General features: G+C 52.2%; 15 protein-coding genes. 6 read left to right on the forward strand and 9 right to left on the reverse strand.

Features of this window, described 5'->3' with window-relative positions:
• Window positions 1–4: 4 nt before the first annotated feature.
• Complete coding sequence (locus tag L0666_RS00055; RefSeq protein ID WP_235256868.1) at window positions 5–946, reverse strand: glycosyltransferase; 942 nt, start codon at window positions 944–946, stop codon at window positions 5–7.
• Between the two features lie 173 nt (window positions 947–1,119).
• On the opposite strand from L0666_RS00055, the gene L0666_RS17325 reads away from it, so the two are divergent.
• From L0666_RS17325 to L0666_RS00070, 3 genes are all read left to right on the forward strand, one after another.
• Window positions 1,120–3,675: a DUF4214 domain-containing protein gene (locus L0666_RS17325; RefSeq protein ID WP_235256870.1), complete on the forward strand. Its 2,556-nt coding sequence runs from the start codon at window positions 1,120–1,122 to the stop codon at window positions 3,673–3,675.
• 52 nt (window positions 3,676–3,727) lie between these two features.
• Window positions 3,728–5,701, forward strand: coding sequence for a DUF4214 domain-containing protein (locus tag L0666_RS00065; RefSeq protein WP_235256872.1), 1,974 nt, complete (start codon window positions 3,728–3,730; stop codon window positions 5,699–5,701).
• Between the two features lie 84 nt (window positions 5,702–5,785).
• On the forward strand, window positions 5,786–6,886 hold the full coding sequence (locus L0666_RS00070; protein ID WP_235256874.1) for a DUF2793 domain-containing protein: 1,101 nt from the start codon (window positions 5,786–5,788) through the stop codon (window positions 6,884–6,886).
• Here the strand turns inward: L0666_RS00070 and L0666_RS00075 are convergent.
• From L0666_RS00075 to L0666_RS00110, 8 genes are all read right to left on the reverse strand, one after another.
• Window positions 6,883–7,926 (reverse strand): enolase-like domain-containing protein, encoded by a 1,044-nt coding sequence (locus L0666_RS00075; protein ID WP_235256876.1) that lies wholly within the window; start codon window positions 7,924–7,926, stop codon window positions 6,883–6,885. The genes L0666_RS00070 and L0666_RS00075 overlap by 4 nt on opposite strands.
• Window positions 7,927–8,031: 105 nt before the next feature.
• A complete protein-coding gene (locus tag L0666_RS00080; RefSeq protein WP_235256878.1) occupies window positions 8,032–9,459 on the reverse strand; it encodes a mannose-1-phosphate guanylyltransferase/mannose-6-phosphate isomerase in 1,428 nt (475 codons plus the stop codon).
• Window positions 9,460–9,472: 13 nt separating this feature from the next.
• Complete coding sequence (locus L0666_RS00085) at window positions 9,473–10,381, reverse strand: hypothetical protein (protein WP_235256880.1); 909 nt, start codon at window positions 10,379–10,381, stop codon at window positions 9,473–9,475.
• A 64-nt stretch (window positions 10,382–10,445) separates the two neighbouring features.
• Window positions 10,446–12,140: a sulfotransferase family 2 domain-containing protein gene (locus tag L0666_RS00090; RefSeq protein WP_235256882.1), complete on the reverse strand. Its 1,695-nt coding sequence runs from the start codon at window positions 12,138–12,140 to the stop codon at window positions 10,446–10,448.
• Window positions 12,141–12,188: 48 nt separating this feature from the next.
• On the reverse strand, window positions 12,189–14,726 hold the full coding sequence (locus L0666_RS00095; RefSeq protein ID WP_235256884.1) for a glycosyltransferase: 2,538 nt from the start codon (window positions 14,724–14,726) through the stop codon (window positions 12,189–12,191).
• Between the two features lie 29 nt (window positions 14,727–14,755).
• Window positions 14,756–15,769 (reverse strand): GDP-mannose 4,6-dehydratase, encoded by a 1,014-nt coding sequence (gmd, locus tag L0666_RS00100; protein ID WP_235256886.1) that lies wholly within the window; start codon window positions 15,767–15,769, stop codon window positions 14,756–14,758.
• A 322-nt stretch (window positions 15,770–16,091) separates the two neighbouring features.
• A complete protein-coding gene (gene gmd / locus L0666_RS00105) occupies window positions 16,092–17,105 on the reverse strand; it encodes a GDP-mannose 4,6-dehydratase (RefSeq protein WP_235256888.1) in 1,014 nt (337 codons plus the stop codon).
• Between the two features lie 90 nt (window positions 17,106–17,195).
• A complete protein-coding gene (locus L0666_RS00110; protein ID WP_235256890.1) occupies window positions 17,196–18,107 on the reverse strand; it encodes an NAD-dependent epimerase/dehydratase family protein in 912 nt (303 codons plus the stop codon).
• A gap of 389 nt (window positions 18,108–18,496) precedes the next feature.
• Between L0666_RS00110 and L0666_RS00115 the strand changes: the two genes are divergently transcribed.
• The 3 genes from L0666_RS00115 (at window position 18,497) to L0666_RS00125 (ending at window position 20,525) form a co-directional block, all read left to right on the forward strand.
• Window positions 18,497–18,691 (forward strand): hypothetical protein, encoded by a 195-nt coding sequence (locus tag L0666_RS00115; RefSeq protein WP_216037690.1) that lies wholly within the window; start codon window positions 18,497–18,499, stop codon window positions 18,689–18,691.
• 82 nt (window positions 18,692–18,773) lie between these two features.
• Window positions 18,774–19,646 (forward strand): hypothetical protein, encoded by an 873-nt coding sequence (locus L0666_RS00120; protein WP_235256892.1) that lies wholly within the window; start codon window positions 18,774–18,776, stop codon window positions 19,644–19,646.
• 9 nt (window positions 19,647–19,655) lie between these two features.
• A complete protein-coding gene (locus L0666_RS00125) occupies window positions 19,656–20,525 on the forward strand; it encodes a hypothetical protein (protein ID WP_235256894.1) in 870 nt (289 codons plus the stop codon).
• Window positions 20,526–20,547: the final 22 nt, after the last annotated feature.

The following is a 20,547-nucleotide window of genomic DNA, read 5'->3' on the forward strand; positions in this document are numbered from 1 at the left end:
GCCGTTACACACGGCCCAACGCAACCGCGAGGTACAGCAGCGCTGTCGTGATGCGGTTTTGGCGACGGATGCGTGCCGCGTAAAACGCTTTAAGCCGTGCCGGACCTTTTGGAGTTGCTTCAAGTCGTTTGACGATGTCGCGATTGGCAGGGGTGAGCAGGGGGCTAATTTTGGACAGGGCCCTTAGGTTTGTGTCCACCCATGCGCCATAGGTTTTCCCGAAGACTTGGGTGAAGCGTATTAGGCCCGCACGAAGACCATCATGCGCACCCATCGCATTCGAGGCGTGTTGCCGATAGTAAATGAGCTGTGCTGTATCGATGTGGATTGTGCCGCCGACGCCACTGATCAACTGATACAGCCACCAATCATGATAGGGAATTCCGTCGGGCCGCCCAGCCTGACGAACAACCGCGAGCGCCTTGGTGTTCAAGACGAGACTGTGACCGCTTGCAATATTTTGGACCAGTGCGTTTTCAAAGAATGGCCCGCGGATTGGCGGGGTCGAGTGCCCGATCACATTCAGGTTGGTGTCTGTGTGAAAGCTTTGATTGCTGAACAAGGCGGGTCCGGCAGTGGGGCTGAGTGTCGCGAGGGCTGTGGAAAGTTTGTTGGGCAGCCAAACATCATCCTGATCCGACAGTGCGGCTGGTTGATCTTGGGGGAGGTCAGGGTGGACCAAAACGGACATGAAATTGGCCGCTGGGCCTTCGCCCGGGCCTGCCAAAATTCTGATGGTGCGGTTTTGCCCGTTTTCCTTGGCGAATGCCTTGAGGATCGTCATCGTGTCGTCGGAAGACCCATCATCAGAGACCCATAAATCCCAATCAACGTCCTGTTGAGCCACGTATGAATCGAGTTGCTGTTGAACGTATTTAGCGCCGTTGTAGGTCGCTAAGATAATCGTCACGCGCGGCAAGTCGGCTGTTTTCGTGGGAATGGTCATACGGGTTCCAGATCGATTGATTTAGCGGCTAACACCGGTGGACCTCTCAATAAAGCCATTAATTTTTGTGAAATTAAATCCGAAAGGCGCAGTCCTGCCGCGTTCGCGCCGCGCGTTTGGTCACGTCACCTTGCACACAAGAAGCCTAGGAGTGGTTTAGGTGGAGCAAGGGCGTGGCCGAGTTCGAACATGTTTCGACGCAGACGAACGGTGTGGTTTCGCATACGATCGGGCTGTCGGATGTGACGGTTTTTACGCTGGGTGGCGAAACGTTTGTCTATACGGCGAGCGCGATGGGGGGCGGTGTAACTGCCCGCACATCGGGCAGCGACATGGCGATCTTGGACCATGAAAATTATGATATGATTCAAGGGCTTGATGCGGGTCGATCGCTGACTGTGACCGGATTGGATGGCGAGGCGGTTTTGATCGCCGCGGGGCGATATGGCACCGAAATTGAGACATGGGAGATCAATTCGGACGGCACACTTGGTGCGTTAGAGTCGCTTTCGTTTGTTGGACAAGAAGACGAGGCCATAACAGCATTCGTCGACTTTTATAGCGGGGGCAGTCATTACTTTGTCTCGGCGAGCCGACAGAGTGACGGGCTAAAGGTCTGGGAACGTGAAGCGGGCGGGCTGGTTGAGGTGGGCAGCGCAGGTGCGACATCGTTCTTATCCGCAGGTGCCGTGCACGCCATCCAATGGGCAGAGCCTGATGGTGTGCCATTCGTATTGGCCTTGGATCACACCACGAATGATTTGCTGGCGTTTCGTGTTCTCGAGGACGGCACTTTGGGTGTTCCAACACGATTGGATGATCGGGATGGCTTATTCATATCAACGCCCACCGAGTTAGAAGTGGTCGAACTGGATGGCCAAACATTTGCCATTGTGGGTGCGGCGGGCAGCAGTTCGGTATCGGTGGTGGCGTTAGATGCGTCAGGGCAGATGACTGTGAAAAGCCAAGTGGTCGACACACGCGATACGTTTTTCGACGGTTTGGTTCAGCTAGAGGCACTAAAGGTTAACGATCTGGTGTTCGTTCTGGCTGCCGGAAATGACAACGGATTAAGTTTGCTTGCACTGCGAGTGGACGGTCAGTTGTCGCATGTCGCAAGCCTTGATGACGAAATGCGCGAGATGGCTTTGTCGGGCATTGGAGGCCTAGACATGGTCTGGCGCGAGGGTGGGTTGGACATCTTTGTAACGGGTGAGACACTCGGGGACACAGATGCAGGGCGCGGGATTACGCAGTTGCGGGTAGATGGCCTCGACGGTGAATTGCCTGCGACGCAACAGGCCGACGATGTGGGTTCCTTTTTTGGAACAGTTGGCGCGGATCAGTTTGTCATAGAAGATTCCGGCGTCCGGCAAGTCGTGAATGATTTCGACATCGATGCAGATCTGATTGATTTCAGTAACTTCGATCAGTTTTATGACCTTGATCAGCTTTCATTCAAATCCAAGAAGCAGGGGCTAGAAGTCGCACTAAATGGAACAACCATTCGGTTGCACAGTGATGACGGTGATCCGATCTTGGAAGAAGATTTTCTAGCGCGTCATGCGGTTGGATTATGGCAGATAGACACGACCCCACTGCCAACCGAAGCACTAAACGAAACAGGCACTGATGAACCCGATCTTTTAGACGGTCGCGACGGGGATGATTTTCTATTGGCGGGGGTAGTTGATAGTGAATTTGATGCAGCCTCGGCGCAAATTTTCCGCCTTTATCAGGCGACGTTGGCCCGTAATCCTGATGTCGTTGGATTGAACAATTGGGCCGATCGTTTGAGCGACGGGAGCTATTCGCTCGTTGAGGTAACGACTGGTTTCGTGAACTCGCCCGAATTTCAGAAGACATATGGGGATTTGGATAACGATGGGTTTGTGACCCTGTTGTATCAGAACGTGCTTGGCCGTGCGCCAGATGAAACAGGGTTGGCAAACTGGACGGCGCGGCTCAACGGTGGCGCAAGCCGGAGTTCAGTTGTCGTCGGGTTTTCTGAAAGTACGGAGTTCAAGAATGCCACGAAAATAGAGGCTTTGTCCTTCAGCCGTGCAGGTCTTCAGAGCGCGTTTTCGGATGATGTATTCCGGCTGTACGGGGCAACGCTAGATCGTTTGCCCGATGAAAGCGGGTTTGAGAACTGGTCGTTACGCTTGGCGGAGGGGATGTCATATTTAACCGTCGTGGAAGGGTTTATCAATTCCGCTGAGTTTCAGAAAATTTATGGATCGACGGACGACAGAGGCTTCGTTGAGCTTCTTTATTACAATGTTCTTGATCGCGCGCCGGATGAAACGGGCCTTGAAAATTGGACCGCGCGACTGGTGACCGGTGAGATGTCGCGGGCGCAGGTGGTGCAAGGGTTTTCCCAAAGTACAGAGTTCACGGATGCGAGCGACGACGTGATGATGGATTGGATCAAGAGCCTCGGGACCGAAGATATTCTGTCTGGAGGAGGGGGCAACAATGTCCTGATTGGGGGCGTAATGTCTGACACATTTGCGTTCGAGCAATCAACAAATGGCCACAATGTGATCATAAATTTTGAACCTTGGGATGTTTTAAGTTTGGCCGGATCCGATTGGAATTCAGTTTCTGACATTGAGCAGTTTCTGATTTCAGACGGGACCAACGTAATATTTGAAGATGCAGACTTAGTGATAGAATTTCGTAACACGACACTAGAACAGATACTTGAGTCCGAGTTCTTGTTCTGAGCGTAGCCAAAGCGAAACGTGAACTTTCTGTCTGACGAGCTGGAGCTGAAAGATGGAAAACGCCCCCAACGAGTTTGAGCAGTTGATGTTGGAATACACCAACCGTGCCCGAATGAACCCAGACGGGGAATATGATGTTGCTATGGATGCGATTTCATCAAATGCGGGAATCGCATCTGCGGTTAGTTATTTTGGCGTCGATATGGACGTCTTTGCAACGCAGATGGCGGCGTATGATCCTGTTGCGCCTCTGGCATGGAACGATGCTCTCGCGATTGCTGCAGATGGTCATTCGCAATTGATGATTGAAGAAGATGAACAGTCTCATCGGATAGAAGGTGAAGCATCACTATTGGATCGGGTCGAAGATGCCGGTTACGATAACTTGTGGACCGTAAGAGAGAACGTTTACGCGTACACAAAGGACGCACTCTATGGCCATGTCGGGTTTATGGTTGACTGGGGATATGATGACGCCGATTTTGGTTCGGACGGCAATCTTTATGATAACTGGCAAAGCATTGGCGACGGCATACAGGATAGCGCGGGCCATCAAGCCTCAATCATGTCGGGGACTGTTGAGGACATTGGTATTTCCGCGTTGGAGGAAACTGATCCCAGCACCGGTGTCGGCCCTTGGGTGGTCACCCAGGATTTTGCGGCGTCCTTCGGCAGTAGCGCCGTTTATCTGTTAGGTGTCTTTATTGACGATGCGGATGATGATGCGTTCTACGACATTGGTGAGGGGATCGGAGACGTAACCGTAACCGTTACTGATGACGACACAGGCGATGTCTTTGCGACAACGACTTGGGCCGCTGGTGGTTACCAAGTGGAAGTCGAAGCCGGTAGTTACACCGTAGAGTTTTCCAGTGATGATTTACCTGGCGTTGCGACGTATTCGGTCGACGTTGCCAATGAAAATACGAAATTAGACGGGTTCTTTGATGACCTTGTAACGACGGCGTATGCTTTTGCAGACGGGTTCGAGGCAAAATATTTCTCGTCCGTTTCAGAACAAGTTTTCCGCCTATACCAGGCAGTCCTTGGGCGTGAGCCTGATAGTTCGGGGCATCTGGCATGGACCGAACGTCTTGCCGTTGAAGGCCGAGAGCTGTTGGACGTCATTGGTGGGTTCATGGGCTCCAATGAGTATCAAACACAGTATGGCGGTCTGGAAAACGAAGCCTTTGTTGAACTGCTTTATTCTAACGTGCTCGGTAGGGATGCGGATGACGCTGGGCTAACGCGTTGGGTTGGAGAGCTGGAGTCCGGCACCGAGAGAGCATCGGTTATCCAAGGTTTTTCAGAGAGCACCGAGTTTAAGAACAGCACCGCTGACGCGGCCACTGCGTTCACTAAAGCAAATTCGCCGTCTGAATGGAGCGATGATGTGTTCCGGTTGTATCAAGCAACATTGGACCGAGCACCCGATGCGACTGGATTTGTGAACTGGTCCGATCGGCTTGGATCGGGGACAGAATATTTGGACGCTGCAAGCGGCTTTGTGAACTCAACGGAGTTTAAGAATACCTATCAAGACTTGTCGGATTCAGAATTCGTAACGCTGTTGTATGCCAATGTTCTTGATCGGGCGCCCGACGAAACCGGTTTGGCGAATTGGTCTCAGCGAATGGCTGACGGGATGACCGAGGTCGAGGTTGTCCAAGGGTTCGCACAGAGTGCCGAGTTCATTTCGGCAACCGCCGAGAGCCTGAAAGACTGGATCGTCGCGCAAGGTGTCGATGATGAACTGGAAGCTGGCAGTGATGGGACAGTGTTGGCCGGCGGTTCTTTGTCCGATAGTTTCGTTTTCTCTGAATCTGTTGCGGAAAGTTCGGTCCTTGACCTTGAAGCATGGGATTTCATCGATTTAACCGATTTTGACCTAGCGAGTGTGGCGGAGGCGCAGGGCTTGTTCAGTCAGCAAGGTGACGATGTTGTTTTTGATGATAACGCCAATGCGATGGTTACATTCGTGGGCACAGATATCTCGCTGATCACGGACGATATGATCCTGATCTAAGCAACGCGCGGTGGGTTTGTGATGTCTTAAAGGATGGTTTCTAGGGTTGGGGCAATCACGCCATCAACTCGGGGAACCCATCATATGTCGGATGTTTCGGCCAATCTAGAACTTCCATATTTGGCGCCGGCGCAGGCCCAAAAACACGTCACGCATAACGAGGCTTTGCAGATTATTGATGCCGTGGTGCAGCTGTCTGTTGAAAGCAGAATTCTGTCCGAACCTTCGGGCACGGTCGATGCCGGGACGTGTTTCGTTGTACCCGAACTCGCCACGGGTGTGTGGATGGGGCAGGACAACAAGATCGCGTTGTGGAACGGCACGGGCTGGATTTTCCTGACGGCAAAAGAAGGTTGGCGCGCGTGGGTTATTGCGGAAGGTCTTGAGGTTGTGATGACGTCTGGTGCTTGGATGACGGCCGAAGGCCAAGGGGCCAGTGAGACGTTCGGTATCAACACCACAGCTGATGTTGTGAATCGTCTGTCGGTTGCTGCTGACGCAACCTTGTTGTCTCATGACGGGGGCGGGCATCAGTTGAAAGTGAACAAAGCAAGCAGTGGGGATACGGGCAGCTTGCTTTATCAAAGCAATTGGTCAGGGCGAGCGGAAATGGGCCTTGCCGGTAACGATGAGTTTTCAATCAAGGTGTCAGATGATGGTTCTATATGGACCGAGGCACTGCGGTTTGATGGGGCGGATGGTCTGGCCAGTGGTGCGGCGGTTACACAGGGCCCAACGGACACCTTGGGCGGGCGCTTGATCCGGAACGGGGACGGCTATGTCAAAAGCACTGTTGTTGGCACGGTTTCCGAGTCCGGTGGTGTACCGACCGGCGCGATCATTGAGTCGGGTTCGAATGCCAACGGCGACTATGTGCGCTTTGCCGATGGCAGCCAAATTTGCACGGCGACCTTAACGCTTGGCTACTCGGGTGCGGTGCGGCTTTCTGGGACTTGGACGTATCCCGTTCCATTTGCGAGTGAAGCCAATGTTACCGGAATTGTTGACCTGGCGGATCTCAACGTCAATGCGACGCCGGGGCCGGATGAAGTGGGTTCTGTTATGCTTGGCAGCAACAATGCAACATCTGCTGTCTTCTGGTTATACCGCTTGAGCGGCATGACCAATTTCACAAGCGCCGACACCTGCGAAGTTAAGGTCCATTCGCGCGGTCGTTGGTTCTAGTTTGCTGAAATAGATTTCAATGCGGTGTGTAGCGCGTTTGACGTCCGATCAGAAAGGTTGGGCATTAAGCGGGCTGCAATCGTTTGCCGAGTCTCGTCTGAAATGTTCAATACAGCGCGACGTGGCTCAAAAGGGGGTATGTTTTGCGGAGCGAGGCCCCAATTCTGTGCAATTTCATCCATGTCGATCCGGTACCTTTGATCTAACAGTGCTTGCATTGGCTTGGGGAAAAAACACGGTTTAGAGCCTGTTTTTCCATAAGTGCGTTTAGTCGGGTTGTTAGCAATTGCTTTTGAAATCTCTCCAAAAGCCTCGTGCTCAATGTCGTGACTGTTGAGGTCTCGAAGGAAGAGAACTTCTTCCGGTGGGGGGGTAGGCCGGGAATGAAAATCCTGTTCGATGTCAACGTCGAGCCCGACATGTTCCAAGAACCCACCTAGCATGGAGCGTGGGCCTTTCCATAACAGGTCTTCGGCATAGAATGGACGAACGTCAGTAATGCCTAAGCCCTGAGCAATTCTGGAGATTTGTTCAGCATAGCCGCTATTTCGGTAGCTTTGGATCACGGGGTAATCTCTTGCAAGACACGAGGCCCGGACGATGTTGGCGACATCTGTAGCGAACAACCCTTGCAAAAGGTCAATCGGGTGACGCAAGCCGACGGTAAGGGTTAAATCTAGGCCACTGAATAATCCCGCAATGGCTGCTAGATCCATACTGTGATTTTCAAAGAATGGGGTTTCAGCTGAAATCACGATCGCCCGCATGTCGCTTGTTCGAAAGTCAGTGAGAATTTGGTCCCAAACGTTTTTCGCTTCAGCTCGATCATGTTTGGGTGGATAGCTGGATGGGTCACAATATGGCAGAAACAGAGTGCCATGTCCTGCTATGTTCCTGTCAAATTTGACCTCTGTCCCGTTCTTATCAAGAGTCAGGGGGGATCTATAAAACTGCGGATTGAGCGGCGTTAATTCTGGTTGCGGGTAAACAATGCCGAAACGAGCAAGATCTTTGTGCCGCCAAGACATGACGTTTTGCAAAGATGTTGTGCCTGTCTTTGGGGCACCAATGTGAAAAATGGCCCGCTTCATCAACACTCTCGTTTCATTTGGTAGGGGCGTCTGCTGCGAGACGCCCCTACCGATTTAGCCCTTAGCGCCTTGGCCGCGGGAATAGATGTCTTCGTAGCGGATGATGTCGTCTTCACCCAAATACGCACCAGTTTGCACCTCGATCAGGACCATTGGGACCTTACCGGGGTTTTCCATGCGGTGAACGGCACCAAGTGGAATGTAGACAGATTGGTTTTCAGTCAGCAGGGTAACGGTGTCATCAACCGTGACCTTTGCGGTTCCTGCGACCACGATCCAGTGCTCGGAGCGGTGGTGGTGGCTTTGAAGGCTGAGTGACGCACCAGGGTGGACGTGAATGCGTTTAACCTGAAAGCGATCAGCAAGTACCAGTGTTTCGAACCAACCCCATGGGCGGTGATCCACAGGGAAGTGCTGAGCCTGCTTCGCTCCGCGGTCTTTCAGGACTTTTACAGCCTTTTTGACGTGCTGACTGTCGGACAGGTTTGCAACCATCACCGCATCGCGCATGGCAACCGCGACGGTGTCTTTCATGCCGATTGCGACCAGTTCAATTTCGTCAGTTTCCGAGCGCAGCAACGTGTTTTCGCAATCAAATGCTGTCGTGTTTTCGGAAAACGCGTTGCCGTTTTCATCCTTTGGCGATTCCTGCCAGACGGATTCCCAGCTTCCTAGATCGGACCACTGGCCATCGAAACGGACGACGCTCATGTTGTCGGCTTTTTCCATGACTGCGTAATCAACGGAATCTTCGGGGACGCTAGCCCAAAGATCAGGATCGATGCGAATGAAGCTTAGGTCGTTTGTACCCGCATTGAGCGCGGCCTCGACGGACGCTAAAATTTCGGGCGCATGTTCGCGGAACGCCTCGATCAGTGTGTCTGCTTTTGCAAGGAACACACCGGCATTCCAAAGGTTGATCTTGTTTTCAAACAGCTCTTTAGCCCGCTCTTCGTTGGGCTTTTCGATGAAACGTGTCAGTTGGTGGACCTTTGGGTGCGTTTCATCACCAGCTTCAAGCCAGCCATAGCCGGTCTCAGCGCGTGTTGGCGCGATACCGAAGGTCACGATCTGGCCCTCTGCCGCTGCGACGCTGCCTTTTTCGACGGCCGTACGGAAAGCCTGCGGGTCTGCGACAGCATGATCGGACGGCACGAGAAGCATCATGGCGTTTGGGTCGGTCTTGGCCATTTGCAACGCAGCGGCGATCGCGGCGGGGGCTGTATTACGACCCTCAGGTTCAATCATGATGTCGGTTGCGTTCATTCCGACTTCGTCGAGCTGTTCGGTTACAATAAACCGAAAGTCGTTTCCTGTGATGATGATAGGGTCCGTGAACTCAGGTCCGGCAAAACGTTTGGCCGAAGCTTGGAACAGGCTTTCATCACCAATCATATCAGCGAATTGTTTTGGAAAGCTCTTGCGGGAAAGTGGCCAGAGCCGAGTTCCGGAACCGCCGCACAGTAAAATCGGTGTAATCATTGAGTTAGGCCTTTCAAATTGTCTGCGGTGCAATGAGCGCTTCACATGTATCGTAAAGGATGTTGTCCCAGACGATATAGCGTTCAAATATTTCTCGTTGTTGTGTGCTCAGCGAAGAGATCGCGGAGTCGTATTTGTCTGAGTTCGGCGATGTATTCGCACGACCGATATTCGGGGACGCGAGGAACCCTTCCTCGACGAGCGTCTCCAAGAGAAGTTCGATCTTCTCTACGACGCCCATGATCATATTGGGGGCCGTGATGTTGTGCAGCGCCAAACGTAAGAGGCTGGCTTCGGTGCCAAAGCTGGCCGCATTGAAGTGGCCGGACAAACGGCGCATTTGACCATTGTCTATTTCCAGACGGTGGTTCGGCGTTCGGGTGCTGTAATCAAGGTAATCGCCAAAGCTCATGTCCTGTTCGTTGAGTATCTCATACGAAGGATGTGTGCGGGTGCGTTTGATGAACTGATAAAAGCTAAAGATCCGCGGGCCCGGGCGACGCAGCGCACATAGATAGCGATAGGGCAGGCCATATGCCTCACCTGCGCCCATACTAAGGTGCCCACGAATATACCGGAGGTTCCGTCTGACAGGGCGTGGCAGAGCCTTTAGTTCATCCAAGGTGCCATCGTGCACAATCCTGTTCGGCTGCAGGGATGGTTCCGCAGACAGCGCCTTGGCCAGAGAGGTTCCCGCCGTTTTAGGAAGGTGAAGGTGGATAAGCGCCGGTTTGATTTGTGCGTCTTGTTCGGCAAGCATTACTGCATACCGACGTCGAAATTCATCAGACCCCATGAACGCACGTCTCACTGAAGAAAGCGTTTCGTGGTTTTTAGCTTGATTGGCGACTTCTTTTTCGGACCCGCGACGGTCCAAAATCAGTTGGTAGGCCAGAGCAACTTGGTTCGGATTTAAGGGCATTTGGAACCTACAACTGATGTTTCATGCTGCGAGGTCGTCCAGCTGAATATGTGGCGACGGTTCATCATTTGAGAAGCTCTCGTGCATGGGCATACAAGATACGATCATATGCAACGAGCTCTTCCATGTCGTCACGCGATTGAGCTGTTGGTTTTTGTTTGGCGATTTTCCGCATATCGGGGCTGCTGTCCATCAGGTCGTCGAGAACCTGATGTTTCTTGACCTTTGAGGGCGGTTCGCAACCCAATGTCGCGGCAAGGCGTTTCATGTCAGCTTCGTATTGGTCCATGAAACCAACAAAAGCGAATTTTTCCAGATTGCGCAGGGCTTGTTCCAACATCTCGTCGAGCGAGATTTCTTTTGCGGCGCCGGTTTCGTGGTACCGCCCGATCTGAGGAACGTCAGAGAAATAGCGCACCATGGTGTTGTTGATTGCGGGGCTGTTGCGAATGACCGGGTGTTCAAAATAGCTGTCGACGTCGTGCTCGTTCGCCCAACGGGGCAGAACGAGGTTGTGACGCTCGATAATGCTTGGCGAGTGCGCGCGGTGGAAGTTGTACAGTGATACAAGTCGATCCAGCGGGTCGCGCAGGAACGTGATCATCTTCTTGGGACCAGGAATGAGCGTCGTGGCGTAGTGATCGTAATGACCAGAAAAGACCATTGCTGACGCGAGGCTTGCACCAGTGTGACCGTACAGACCATTCAACCGTTCGGAATGAACATTCGACTGTCCAAACCAGTACGACAGCATGTTGTGTAAAGTTGTGCCGCCGCATTTGGGAATGTGCAGGAATACAACGCGATCCTCTTTTGCGGGCTGGAACTTGGTGATGTTCTTGAACGGCGTCGCAGGCGTAGACTGCTGGACGTTCGCGGCAGATTGAGCGCCGGCGATATTCTTGTACTGCGCCGAAAATTCGGACGACTTTAGGAAAACCTGACGAAGGCTTGTGATGTCAGGGTGCGTGTTCTTCACTCTCTCCATCTCTTGAGGGGAGGGCGCGCGACCGAGGAAAATATTATAGCTTGTCTGGATGTCACGATCGGAAAGACCTACTTGTTTTGGGTCTTTCTTGGACGCGTCAAGAGATGCGCGCAGTCGGTCAATCGTGGGCAGGCCTTGTAAGAGGATGATCTGTGCATTCGTCGCGTCACGACCCATGATGTTTTGGTAGGTCTGCTGCACGACGTGGCGAGGAAGTTTGAGGGTACGAAGCCCCGTAATTACATCTTCATTGTTATGGCGGAACGTGTCGGGAACGAGACGGTCCAAAAGAGGTAGCAAAGGAGCACAAAAGCGTTCCGCGTCAGTGGTGAGCAGAGGAGTGGTCCCGTGCTTTTCTGGTGCAAGGGCGTTGAGTACAGGATTCAGCGTTTTGGCCGGTGTCAGCCGCATTGCATTCAGGTTCAGCTTTGGTGTGGATTTGACGTCTGAACCGCCAATCCAACGTTTCCGGAAGTCGAGGAAATTCGAGAAGTATTCACTGACAAAGCGGGCAAAGTTATCAACGGTGTCTTCAAGGCCGTCACGCACAGCCTTTTCGAAAGCGAGAATGGCACCAGGCAAAAATGCCAAATGGACCACAACTTTTTGACCTTCAATGGGGTCTTCACCGCTCAGCTGTTCGGCTGTTGCGACTTTGATTTTAGTCTCTGTCGCATTCGCCAATTCCGCCAAAAACACCTTAGCTTCATCGGGGATAGACCCCGATCTGATGTCTGTAAGTGGCCAAAAAACTGCGGTCACATGTGTCATAAGAAAACATCTTTCAGGTCGGGACGTTCCAGATCGTGCTAACGAGACTTATAGATCTTCTAGGATTTCTTTCAAACGGCCACCGTACCGCTTGCCGATCGCCTTGCTTGAGAAGTTTTTACTAATGTAATCGTACGCTGCTTCGGCTTTTCCAATACGTTTCTTTGGATCATCGTAGGCTGCACGGAGCTGCGACGCGGCGTGCTCGATGAATGGTTCTGCCCATTCGGATTTGGGGCGCACAAAAATATAATCGCCATGGCGAAGTTGCGATATTTCGTAATCGACCAACCAAACCGTTTCATCCGAGCAGAAATCCATATTTCCGGAATACGCAGTGCAAACGACTGGAACCTTCAGGTTCATGGCTTCGATCATGCCGAAGCCCCAGCCTTCGGATTTGTGCAGTGAGATGTAGCAATCTGACCCACATTTGAGACGCAGTAAGTCGTGGTAGCTGAGTGTCTGGTTAAGGACCACAATACGTGGGTCCGATGACATGATTGCATCAACCTGATCCCAAAGCTGAACCTGAACAGGGTCAAAAACAGAATCACGGTTTTGGGTTTTCACGACAAGGCGGGCGTTCTTTACGCCCTCAAACGCCTTTTGGAATGACTTCAGAACGCTGACTGGGTTCTTGCGCTGAACAAACGAGAAGCTGTCAAACGCAACCAAGCAAACATAGTGTTCTTCATCGAACTGGAACAAGCGGTTCACGAAATCACGGCTGTCTTCGCGCGTGATGTCTGTGTTGTCTTCAAAACACATCCCGACGTTGACGACCGGTTTCCCTTTCGCGTCATCCTTATAGATGTCGACGCCATATTCGGTTGAAACCCAAATTTCGTCCAACAGCTCCATGCCGAGATAGTGGCAATACGCGGGCTTATCGAGTTCCCAGAAGAAGTAGCCGATATTGTAGGAGTTCGAGAATACATCTGGCTGATAGGCATAAGCGAGAGGCGTGCTCTCAGCGTTCAGGTGAATGATGTTCACCTTGGCTGGGCCATATTCCTCGATGAGTGTATCGGAGCTGAAGCCAACGGGGGCAGGGTTGTCGAGGTCGAAATCGACGCCTCTGATAGAGACACCTGTCTCGCGCAAAACGGCGGCAGATAGACGTGTCGCCTGACCAAGGCCGGATGCTTTTGCAAGCGGGCCAATCAGCTGAACATCAACGGTTTCACGGTCATCATCCGGCAATGGAAGGGCAGCCGCTTCGAAGCGGTTGCCGTCCTGATCTCGGGTCATGAACATAAAGCTGTCGAGGTCAAAGCCGCGTTTGCGCAAGATTGCGGCATAGCGATTACGAGACATCGAAGTGAATTCACCGTCGTCGTTCTGCAGGCCATTCAAGAAGCGTTCGAATTCTGACTGGCCGTCGTTGTCTTCAGCAAGCAGTGAATTGATCGAAGACTTCGGGATATAGCGGAGCAGATCCGGCCGTTCGACCGCTGCCAGCATCATCGCTAGAACGAGGGATTTTCGGCCGCTTGCTGTGCCCGGCCGTAAGAAATGCAGGCTCGGCGTATTTTGGAAATACCGTTCTGAGAAATAGCTCAGAGGGTAGGAATCAAGCCGACGGGATGGGTGCACGCCTCGTAGGAAGTCAGCGTATCGGTCCGGTATCAAGCAATCTTCGAAATTCAAATGCGGGCAGTCCTGATGGGCCCACCAGAACAGGGTGTTCAGAAAGCTGTCACGATCATTGAGGTTCAATGTGCCCATCAGGTCTGGACGACCTGTGATGCGCCACCAGATGACCCGGCTTACGGAAAACGTTTGACCGGCCATAACGATCGGCTCGTTCAAGTAATCGATGAGTTCGGCACTGAGCGGCACACGGCGTTTTTCACCACCGCGATACGCGGTCAGGTACCAGAACAAAAACCGGTCTTGGCTCTCAAGCCCAGGTTCCACCTTGTAGGTTTCATCCATCCGGTATCTGTACCGGACATAATCCAAGTAAGCCGGATGACCACTTGTCGGGATTTCAGGGATGATCGGGTCGGTTTTGAACATCAAACCGTGGTTCTTGAACGGCGGTTTGACGATCTTAGGGAGAGGGCCGTCTTGTTCAGGCGTTTCGTCTGCAAGCTTTATAAACTGCGATATCTGGCCGCTCAGAGCGCGGCTGCAACGTTCTGCGTCAGAAAGGTCAACAGCCGGGTTTGAGGCGTCTACGGCAATGGTCAGAGACCCAATTTCGTAGGATTTATCCCCATGGGTGCGGACCGAAAGCCTGCCCTTTGCCGCTTTCAAAAGGTCATATGTTGCGTCGTTGAGCTTGAAGCTAAAACCGCATTCAACCTCACCACCGGTTACGCCACGGACGTCTTCACGCAAGCCATTTGCAAAGCCAACTTCGACAAGGGTGTCGCCCGCATAAAGCGCCACCTGCACGCGACCTTGTTTGGTGCGTTTGTTGAACACCCAACCGCGCACCATTCCATCGGCGTTAACTTCATCAACGTAGCCCTTGTACGGGCCCATCTTTGCAAGACGGGACGCCGCATTCGCTGCGCGCTTTGATGAATAGAAGGCATTGCCAAGCAACCCTCGGAAAGACGAAGCAAAAGACATGTTAAAACGCCGTTTCTAAATGAGGAACTTTATCCGAGGGCGTCGTAGTCGGACTTTGCCATCATTTCTGCGAGTTCATTCACCGTGACTTTAGGCTTCCAGCCCAGCTTTGTCAGGGCTTTCGTAGGGTCACCAATAAGAAGATCAACTTCGGCAGGGCGGTAGAACTTAGGGTTGACCTTCATGACCTGCTTGCCGGACTTCTTGTCTGTCGCGGTTTCGTCTTCGCCTTCTCCGGACCATTCGATGTCCATGCCAAGTGCAGTACCTGCGGCCGTGAAGAAGTCACGGATGGTGGTCGTAACACCCGTTGCCAAAACGTAGTCGTCTGGAACGTCTTGTTGCAGCATGTGCCACATACCTTCGACGTAGTCGCCAGCAAAACCCCAGTCGCGTTTGGCGTCCATGTTGCCCAGCTCGATCGCAGCGTCGCCGCCCCGTGCCAAAGCCGCGAGACCTAGTGTGATTTTGCGAGTTACGAATTCTTTGCCGCGTAGCGGGCTCTCGTGATTGAACAAGATGCCGGAGGAGGCATGCATGTCGAAACTTTCACGGTAATTCATAGTGATGTAGTGGCCGTACACCTTTGCAACACCGTAGGGCGAGCGTGGGTAAAGGCGTGTGGTTTCAGACTGTGGAACCTCTTGCACAAGACCAAACATTTCAGATGTCGAGGCTTGGTAGAAGCGTGTCTGAGGGCTGAGGGAGCGGATCGTGTCGAGAATTTTGACTACGGCCATCGCATCGACGTCAGCGGTATAGATCGGGAGTTCCCAAGATGCGCCAACAAAGCTTTGCGCGGCCAAGTTGTAGAACTCATCAATTTCGAGATCGCGGATCACACGGAAAATGTTGTTCTGCTCGGCCAAATCGAACTCATGCAGTTCCACTTGATTTGTGACACCGAGTAGATCCAAACGTGTCGTTTCCGGTTGTGAAATTCGACGAACGCCCCCGTGTACCTTGTACCCTTTTTCCAAAAGGAATTTGGCCAAATATGCACCGTCTTGCCCTGTGATGCCGGTAATGAAGGCAGTTTTCATCTTGATCTCGCTCAATTACACAAAAGTTCGAGCGACTCTTATTACGGTCGGGTAGGTAACACAATGGCCATCCTAACACCGCGAATTGGGCGCTAGATCAAAGATATTTCTTTGGTTTTGAGGTCTGGTAGAGGCGCTGTCTAAACGTCCCAGAGGTTGAAAGCCCTAGGCGCCGGATTGAGCGAATGGCAGCCAATTCAGCTACATATTTTCCGGAGTTGATCTGATCTTGAAACGACTTAGCGCCAGGACAACAGGTGCCCCGAGGATCGAGAGTAGTCGCCCCATACCGCGCGATCGCAGCATGGGGCGGAAAGGTTTATTAAGACAAGGCGTCGAAGTCGGCTTTTGCCATCATTTCAGCAAGCGTTTTAACGTCAACGGTGTGCTTCCATCCGAATGTAGCTTTTGCTTTGGATGGGTCACCCACCAAAGCGTCAACTTCGGCTGGGCGGAAGAACTCTTCGCTGACTTTTACGATTGCATTGCCTGACTTACGGTCGACCGCTTTTTCGGTAACGCCGGTCCCGCTCCATTCAAGATCCAAGCCCAAGGCAGACCCTGCGTAGGTTACGAAATCGCGGATCGTCGTGCTGACACCTGTTGCGAGAACATAATCGTCGGCGGTTTCCTGCTGCAGCATTTGCCACATGCCTTCGACGTAATCCCCTGCAAAACCAAAGTCGCGTTCTGCATCAAGGTTACCAAGCAAAAGCGGCTCGCTGCCACCTTTGGCAATCCGGGCAAGTTCACTGGTGATCTTACGGGTCACGAATTCTTTGCCGCGAAGTGGGCTTTCGTGGTTGAACAAAATGCCGCTGGACGCATGCATGTCAAAGCTCTCACGGTAGTTGACCGTGATGTAATGCGCGTAAACTTTGGCGACACCATAAGGCGAACGAGGATAGAAAGCTGTTTCTTCGTTCTGCGGCACGCTTTGGACGCGACCATACATTTCTGATGTGGACGCTTGGTAAAAACGCGCTTCTGGCAAAACCGTACGCAGAGCATCAAGGATGCGCAGAACACCGATACCGTTTACGTCTGCGGAATATGTAGGTTGATCCCAAGATGCGCCAACAAAGCTTTGAGCAGCGAGGTTGTACACTTCATCGAAATTGTTGTCGCCAAACGTCTTGAACAGATTTGAACTGTCGCCCAGATCGAATTGGTGCAAGTGAACATCATCCAACACACCAAGCTTTTCGAGACAGCTGGTTTCAGGGCTGGCAGGGCGGCGAACACCACCGTGCACCTCGTACCCTTTTTCAAGTAGGAATTTCGACAGATACGCGCCGTCTTGGCCGGTAATCCCTGTGATGAATGCTCTTTTCATGATCTCATATTCCAGATTTGTATTTTAGTTGTTCGCCAAGTCAGGTTCGTTGATATTTCCTAAGGGAGATTTCACAAACCCGGCGGCAATTCAATGGCGGGCTTTGGCGTGGTTTTCTTGATACCAATCATAGGTTGCCTTCAAGCCATCCCGAAGAGACCAGCTATGAGTAAAGCCGATGTCGCGCAGACGCGAGACGTCATAACTTCGATCCAGCTGGCCCTCGGGTTTGTCGTGCTCCCAATTGATTCCAGTAACACCTGAAACCTCGGATAGGATTTCAACGACCCGCGCGATCGGCAAGGTATTGCCAGTGGCAACGTTGATACGGCCTTCACCATTATCAACCATGTGTACAAGAGCGGCTGCTGCATCTTCTACATAAAGGAAATCACGACGGGCTCGGCCGCGGCCCCAAACAGGTACTGCGCTGCCTTCATTTTTGGCGGCGAGGAACTTGCACACCAACGATGGAATAACGTGGCCGTTCTCAACGTCGAAACGGTCGCCTGGACCGTAAAGGTTCGTCAGAATAGCGTAAGCATAGCTCATGCCGTATTGGCTTTGGTAGGCTTCGAGTTGGCCAAGCATCGCGCGTTTGGACGCCGCATATGCCGCTTCGCCTGCGTGAGGCGGGCCATTGAGGTACTGCTCTTCTCGGATATCTTCCACGAGGTGGCCTGGGTAGGCCGCAACAGTTGACGCCGCGACGAACCGTTTCGCGCCGACGGCGTGGGCGGCTTTGATAACGCTCAGGTTGATAGAGATGTTGTCGTCAAAAACTTCAGCAGGAAAGCGCTTATTGCCCATCAAACCATGGACACGGGCAGCCGTATGAATGACCGCCTCTGGCTTATGCTTTTCGAAGAACTCAAGGGTCTGCTCGTAATCAGTCAGGTCAACTTCTGAATGCGCCGCGGATACGTAAGGCCTATTGGCGGCATCCAGTTGCCGGACAATTGACGCGCCCAAAAGCCCAGTGGTGCCAGTGACTAATATCATCTTCTTACTCCGTAATCCGTTTCCATTCACTAAAGCGTCTATTCTCAAGTGTGGAGGAAACAGGGTCTTTTATTTCTAACTATTCTATCGTGCCAACAAGGCATTGGGCCGGTCGTCTTATCCGCACAAAACCGCATGTTTGATTTCTGTTCGCACCTTGATCTTCTGCTAGGCCCTTTTCACTATGAGGCACGTGGGAGTCAATCCAAATGGGCCCACTAAGTAGCGGAATCGCCTTACTTTACGTCACCCCAGAGGCGCCTTACAGGGTCTCGTATAGGGGGTTTGATCTGGACTTAGAAGGTAGGGTTTCCTATAGTTAATTTTGTCTAGAAAGATGGCTAATGGTGCCATTTGAATTCTTTCGACTACACAGGAGCTACCCTATTATGCCAAACGACAAAACCGTCGAATTTGACAGCCTCGTCCTCAGCAAACTTGCCCGAACACTTTACGGCCGCCAATCCCAAGGCGCATTCGATAAGGACGCTTGGGAAGCAGCCCGCCCAGAATTCCGCAAGCAAGCCCGCGCTTTGTTGCGCAGTCTGGACAAGCAGGGTCTGAAACTGGTCAGCGCTGAATAAGACACCTTTTAGGTTAGAATTCTTACACCTCTGAATGTTGTCACAGACACGTTCGGAGGTGTTCTATATTTGGTAATAGATAATGAAGAAGATCGTCCTGCACATCGGGCTGCCAAAGACGGCAACGACAACGATACAAAACGCGCTTTGTGATCATCCTGATAAGCTAGCGGACTTGGGCATCGCCTATCTTCAGGCGGGATCGCGAGATTTCGGTGACCGTGGCCATCACCTACAAGTTCAAGGGCTGCTGGGTGAGCGCGGCAAGCGCATTCGCGTCAAAACCTCGATGGAAGAAATTGAAGCTATCTGGCCACAATCCTTTGAGGAAATGAATGCGAGTTCTGCCGATCAAATCATGATCAGTTCTGAGCTGTTCTCATTCGCCGTGATCACTCCTGCAGACATACAAAAACTAAAAGAGCTTCTGGGAGACTACGAGGTCCGAGTTGTTCTGGTATTGCGAGACATCGCCGATTTCGTCGACAGCGTTTATGCGCAACGCATCAAGGGTGGCTTCGGCGGGACCCCCGGCGAGTTTATAGCAGACAACTGGGCAAATTTGCATTGGCTCCAGATGTACAACCGTTGGGCAAATGTGTTCGGCGAAGACAATGTCCGTGCGCTTGATTTTGGCGAACTCAAGAAGGGCAACTTGGTCGATAACTTTGTTCGTGATGCCTTTGATGTCAGTTTTGATGGACCATTGTTTGACACTGATAAAGCGAATGAGGCCCTCCCTTATTATGCGGCGCAAATGCTGAAAGAAATTAACGCCAGCGATATACCACGGCCAATTGCCACTCGTTTCCGCATTCAAATTCGTGACTTTTTTATTGAACACGGTAGTTCTGGTGATTTTCGCAAGGCAAAATTCCTCGATGAGGACACCAAGACGATGTTGCGCCACTACTGCAAATGGCCACGCGTTTTCAATCGATCCGACAATGACTAGTAGCCCAAAATGAAGCAAATCCTACTGCACATTGGTCTGCCAAAGACAGCGACAACCCTCATTCAAGATGAGTTGGCGACTGAGCCTGAGGCGCTACAAAACGCTGGTGTGCACTATGTGCAATCTGGGACGGACGTATTTGGTGACAAGGGTCATCATATTCTTGTGCAGGCTCTTTTGGGCGACCGAGGGCGCCACATTCGTCATGATACCACGCAGGATGAACTGGATCAGGCATGGCCAAATGCTATGCGCGAAATGCGCCGCCATGATGCACCAATTCAGGTTCTAAGCTCGGAGTTGTTTTCGTGGGCTTTGACTGACGTCCGCGATCTCCGACGGTTGCAGCGGCGTTTAGACGGGTTCGACGTGCGGGTTGTTTTGGTCTTGCGCGACATCGGATCTTTTACGGACAGTGCATATGCTCAGCGTGTCAAAGATGGCGCAGGCAGTTCAATCGGTTCGTTTGTCGCCCAACATTGGGATTTGCTGAATTGGCGGGAGCTCACAAGAAATTGGGCCCGCGTTTTTGGACGGGAAAATGTCCGTGCTCTTGATTTCAAGACACTTCAGAAGGACGGACATGTCGTCGACAATTTTCTACGCAAATCTGTAGACCTAAAGATCGACACGCCGATATTTGAACCCACATCATCTAATGTTGCGCTGCCATTAAACGCAGTACAAATCATCCGCGAAGTAAACGCCAGCGACATTGGGCAACCCGACCAGATTGCGTTCCGCCATATGGTTCGAGCCTTTTTCGAGAAGCACGCCGGAGCTGTTGATCCGGCCGCGTTTCAAAAGGCCAAATTCCTGAGCGGTGACGCCCGAAAAGTTCTGGAACGTCATTGCGACTGGCCACAAACAGACGATTAGCCCCCAACCATTCGGAAAGGGG

Source organism: Octadecabacter algicola (genome assembly GCF_021532625.1).
Taxonomy (GTDB): Bacteria; Pseudomonadota; Alphaproteobacteria; order Rhodobacterales; family Rhodobacteraceae; genus Octadecabacter; species Octadecabacter algicola.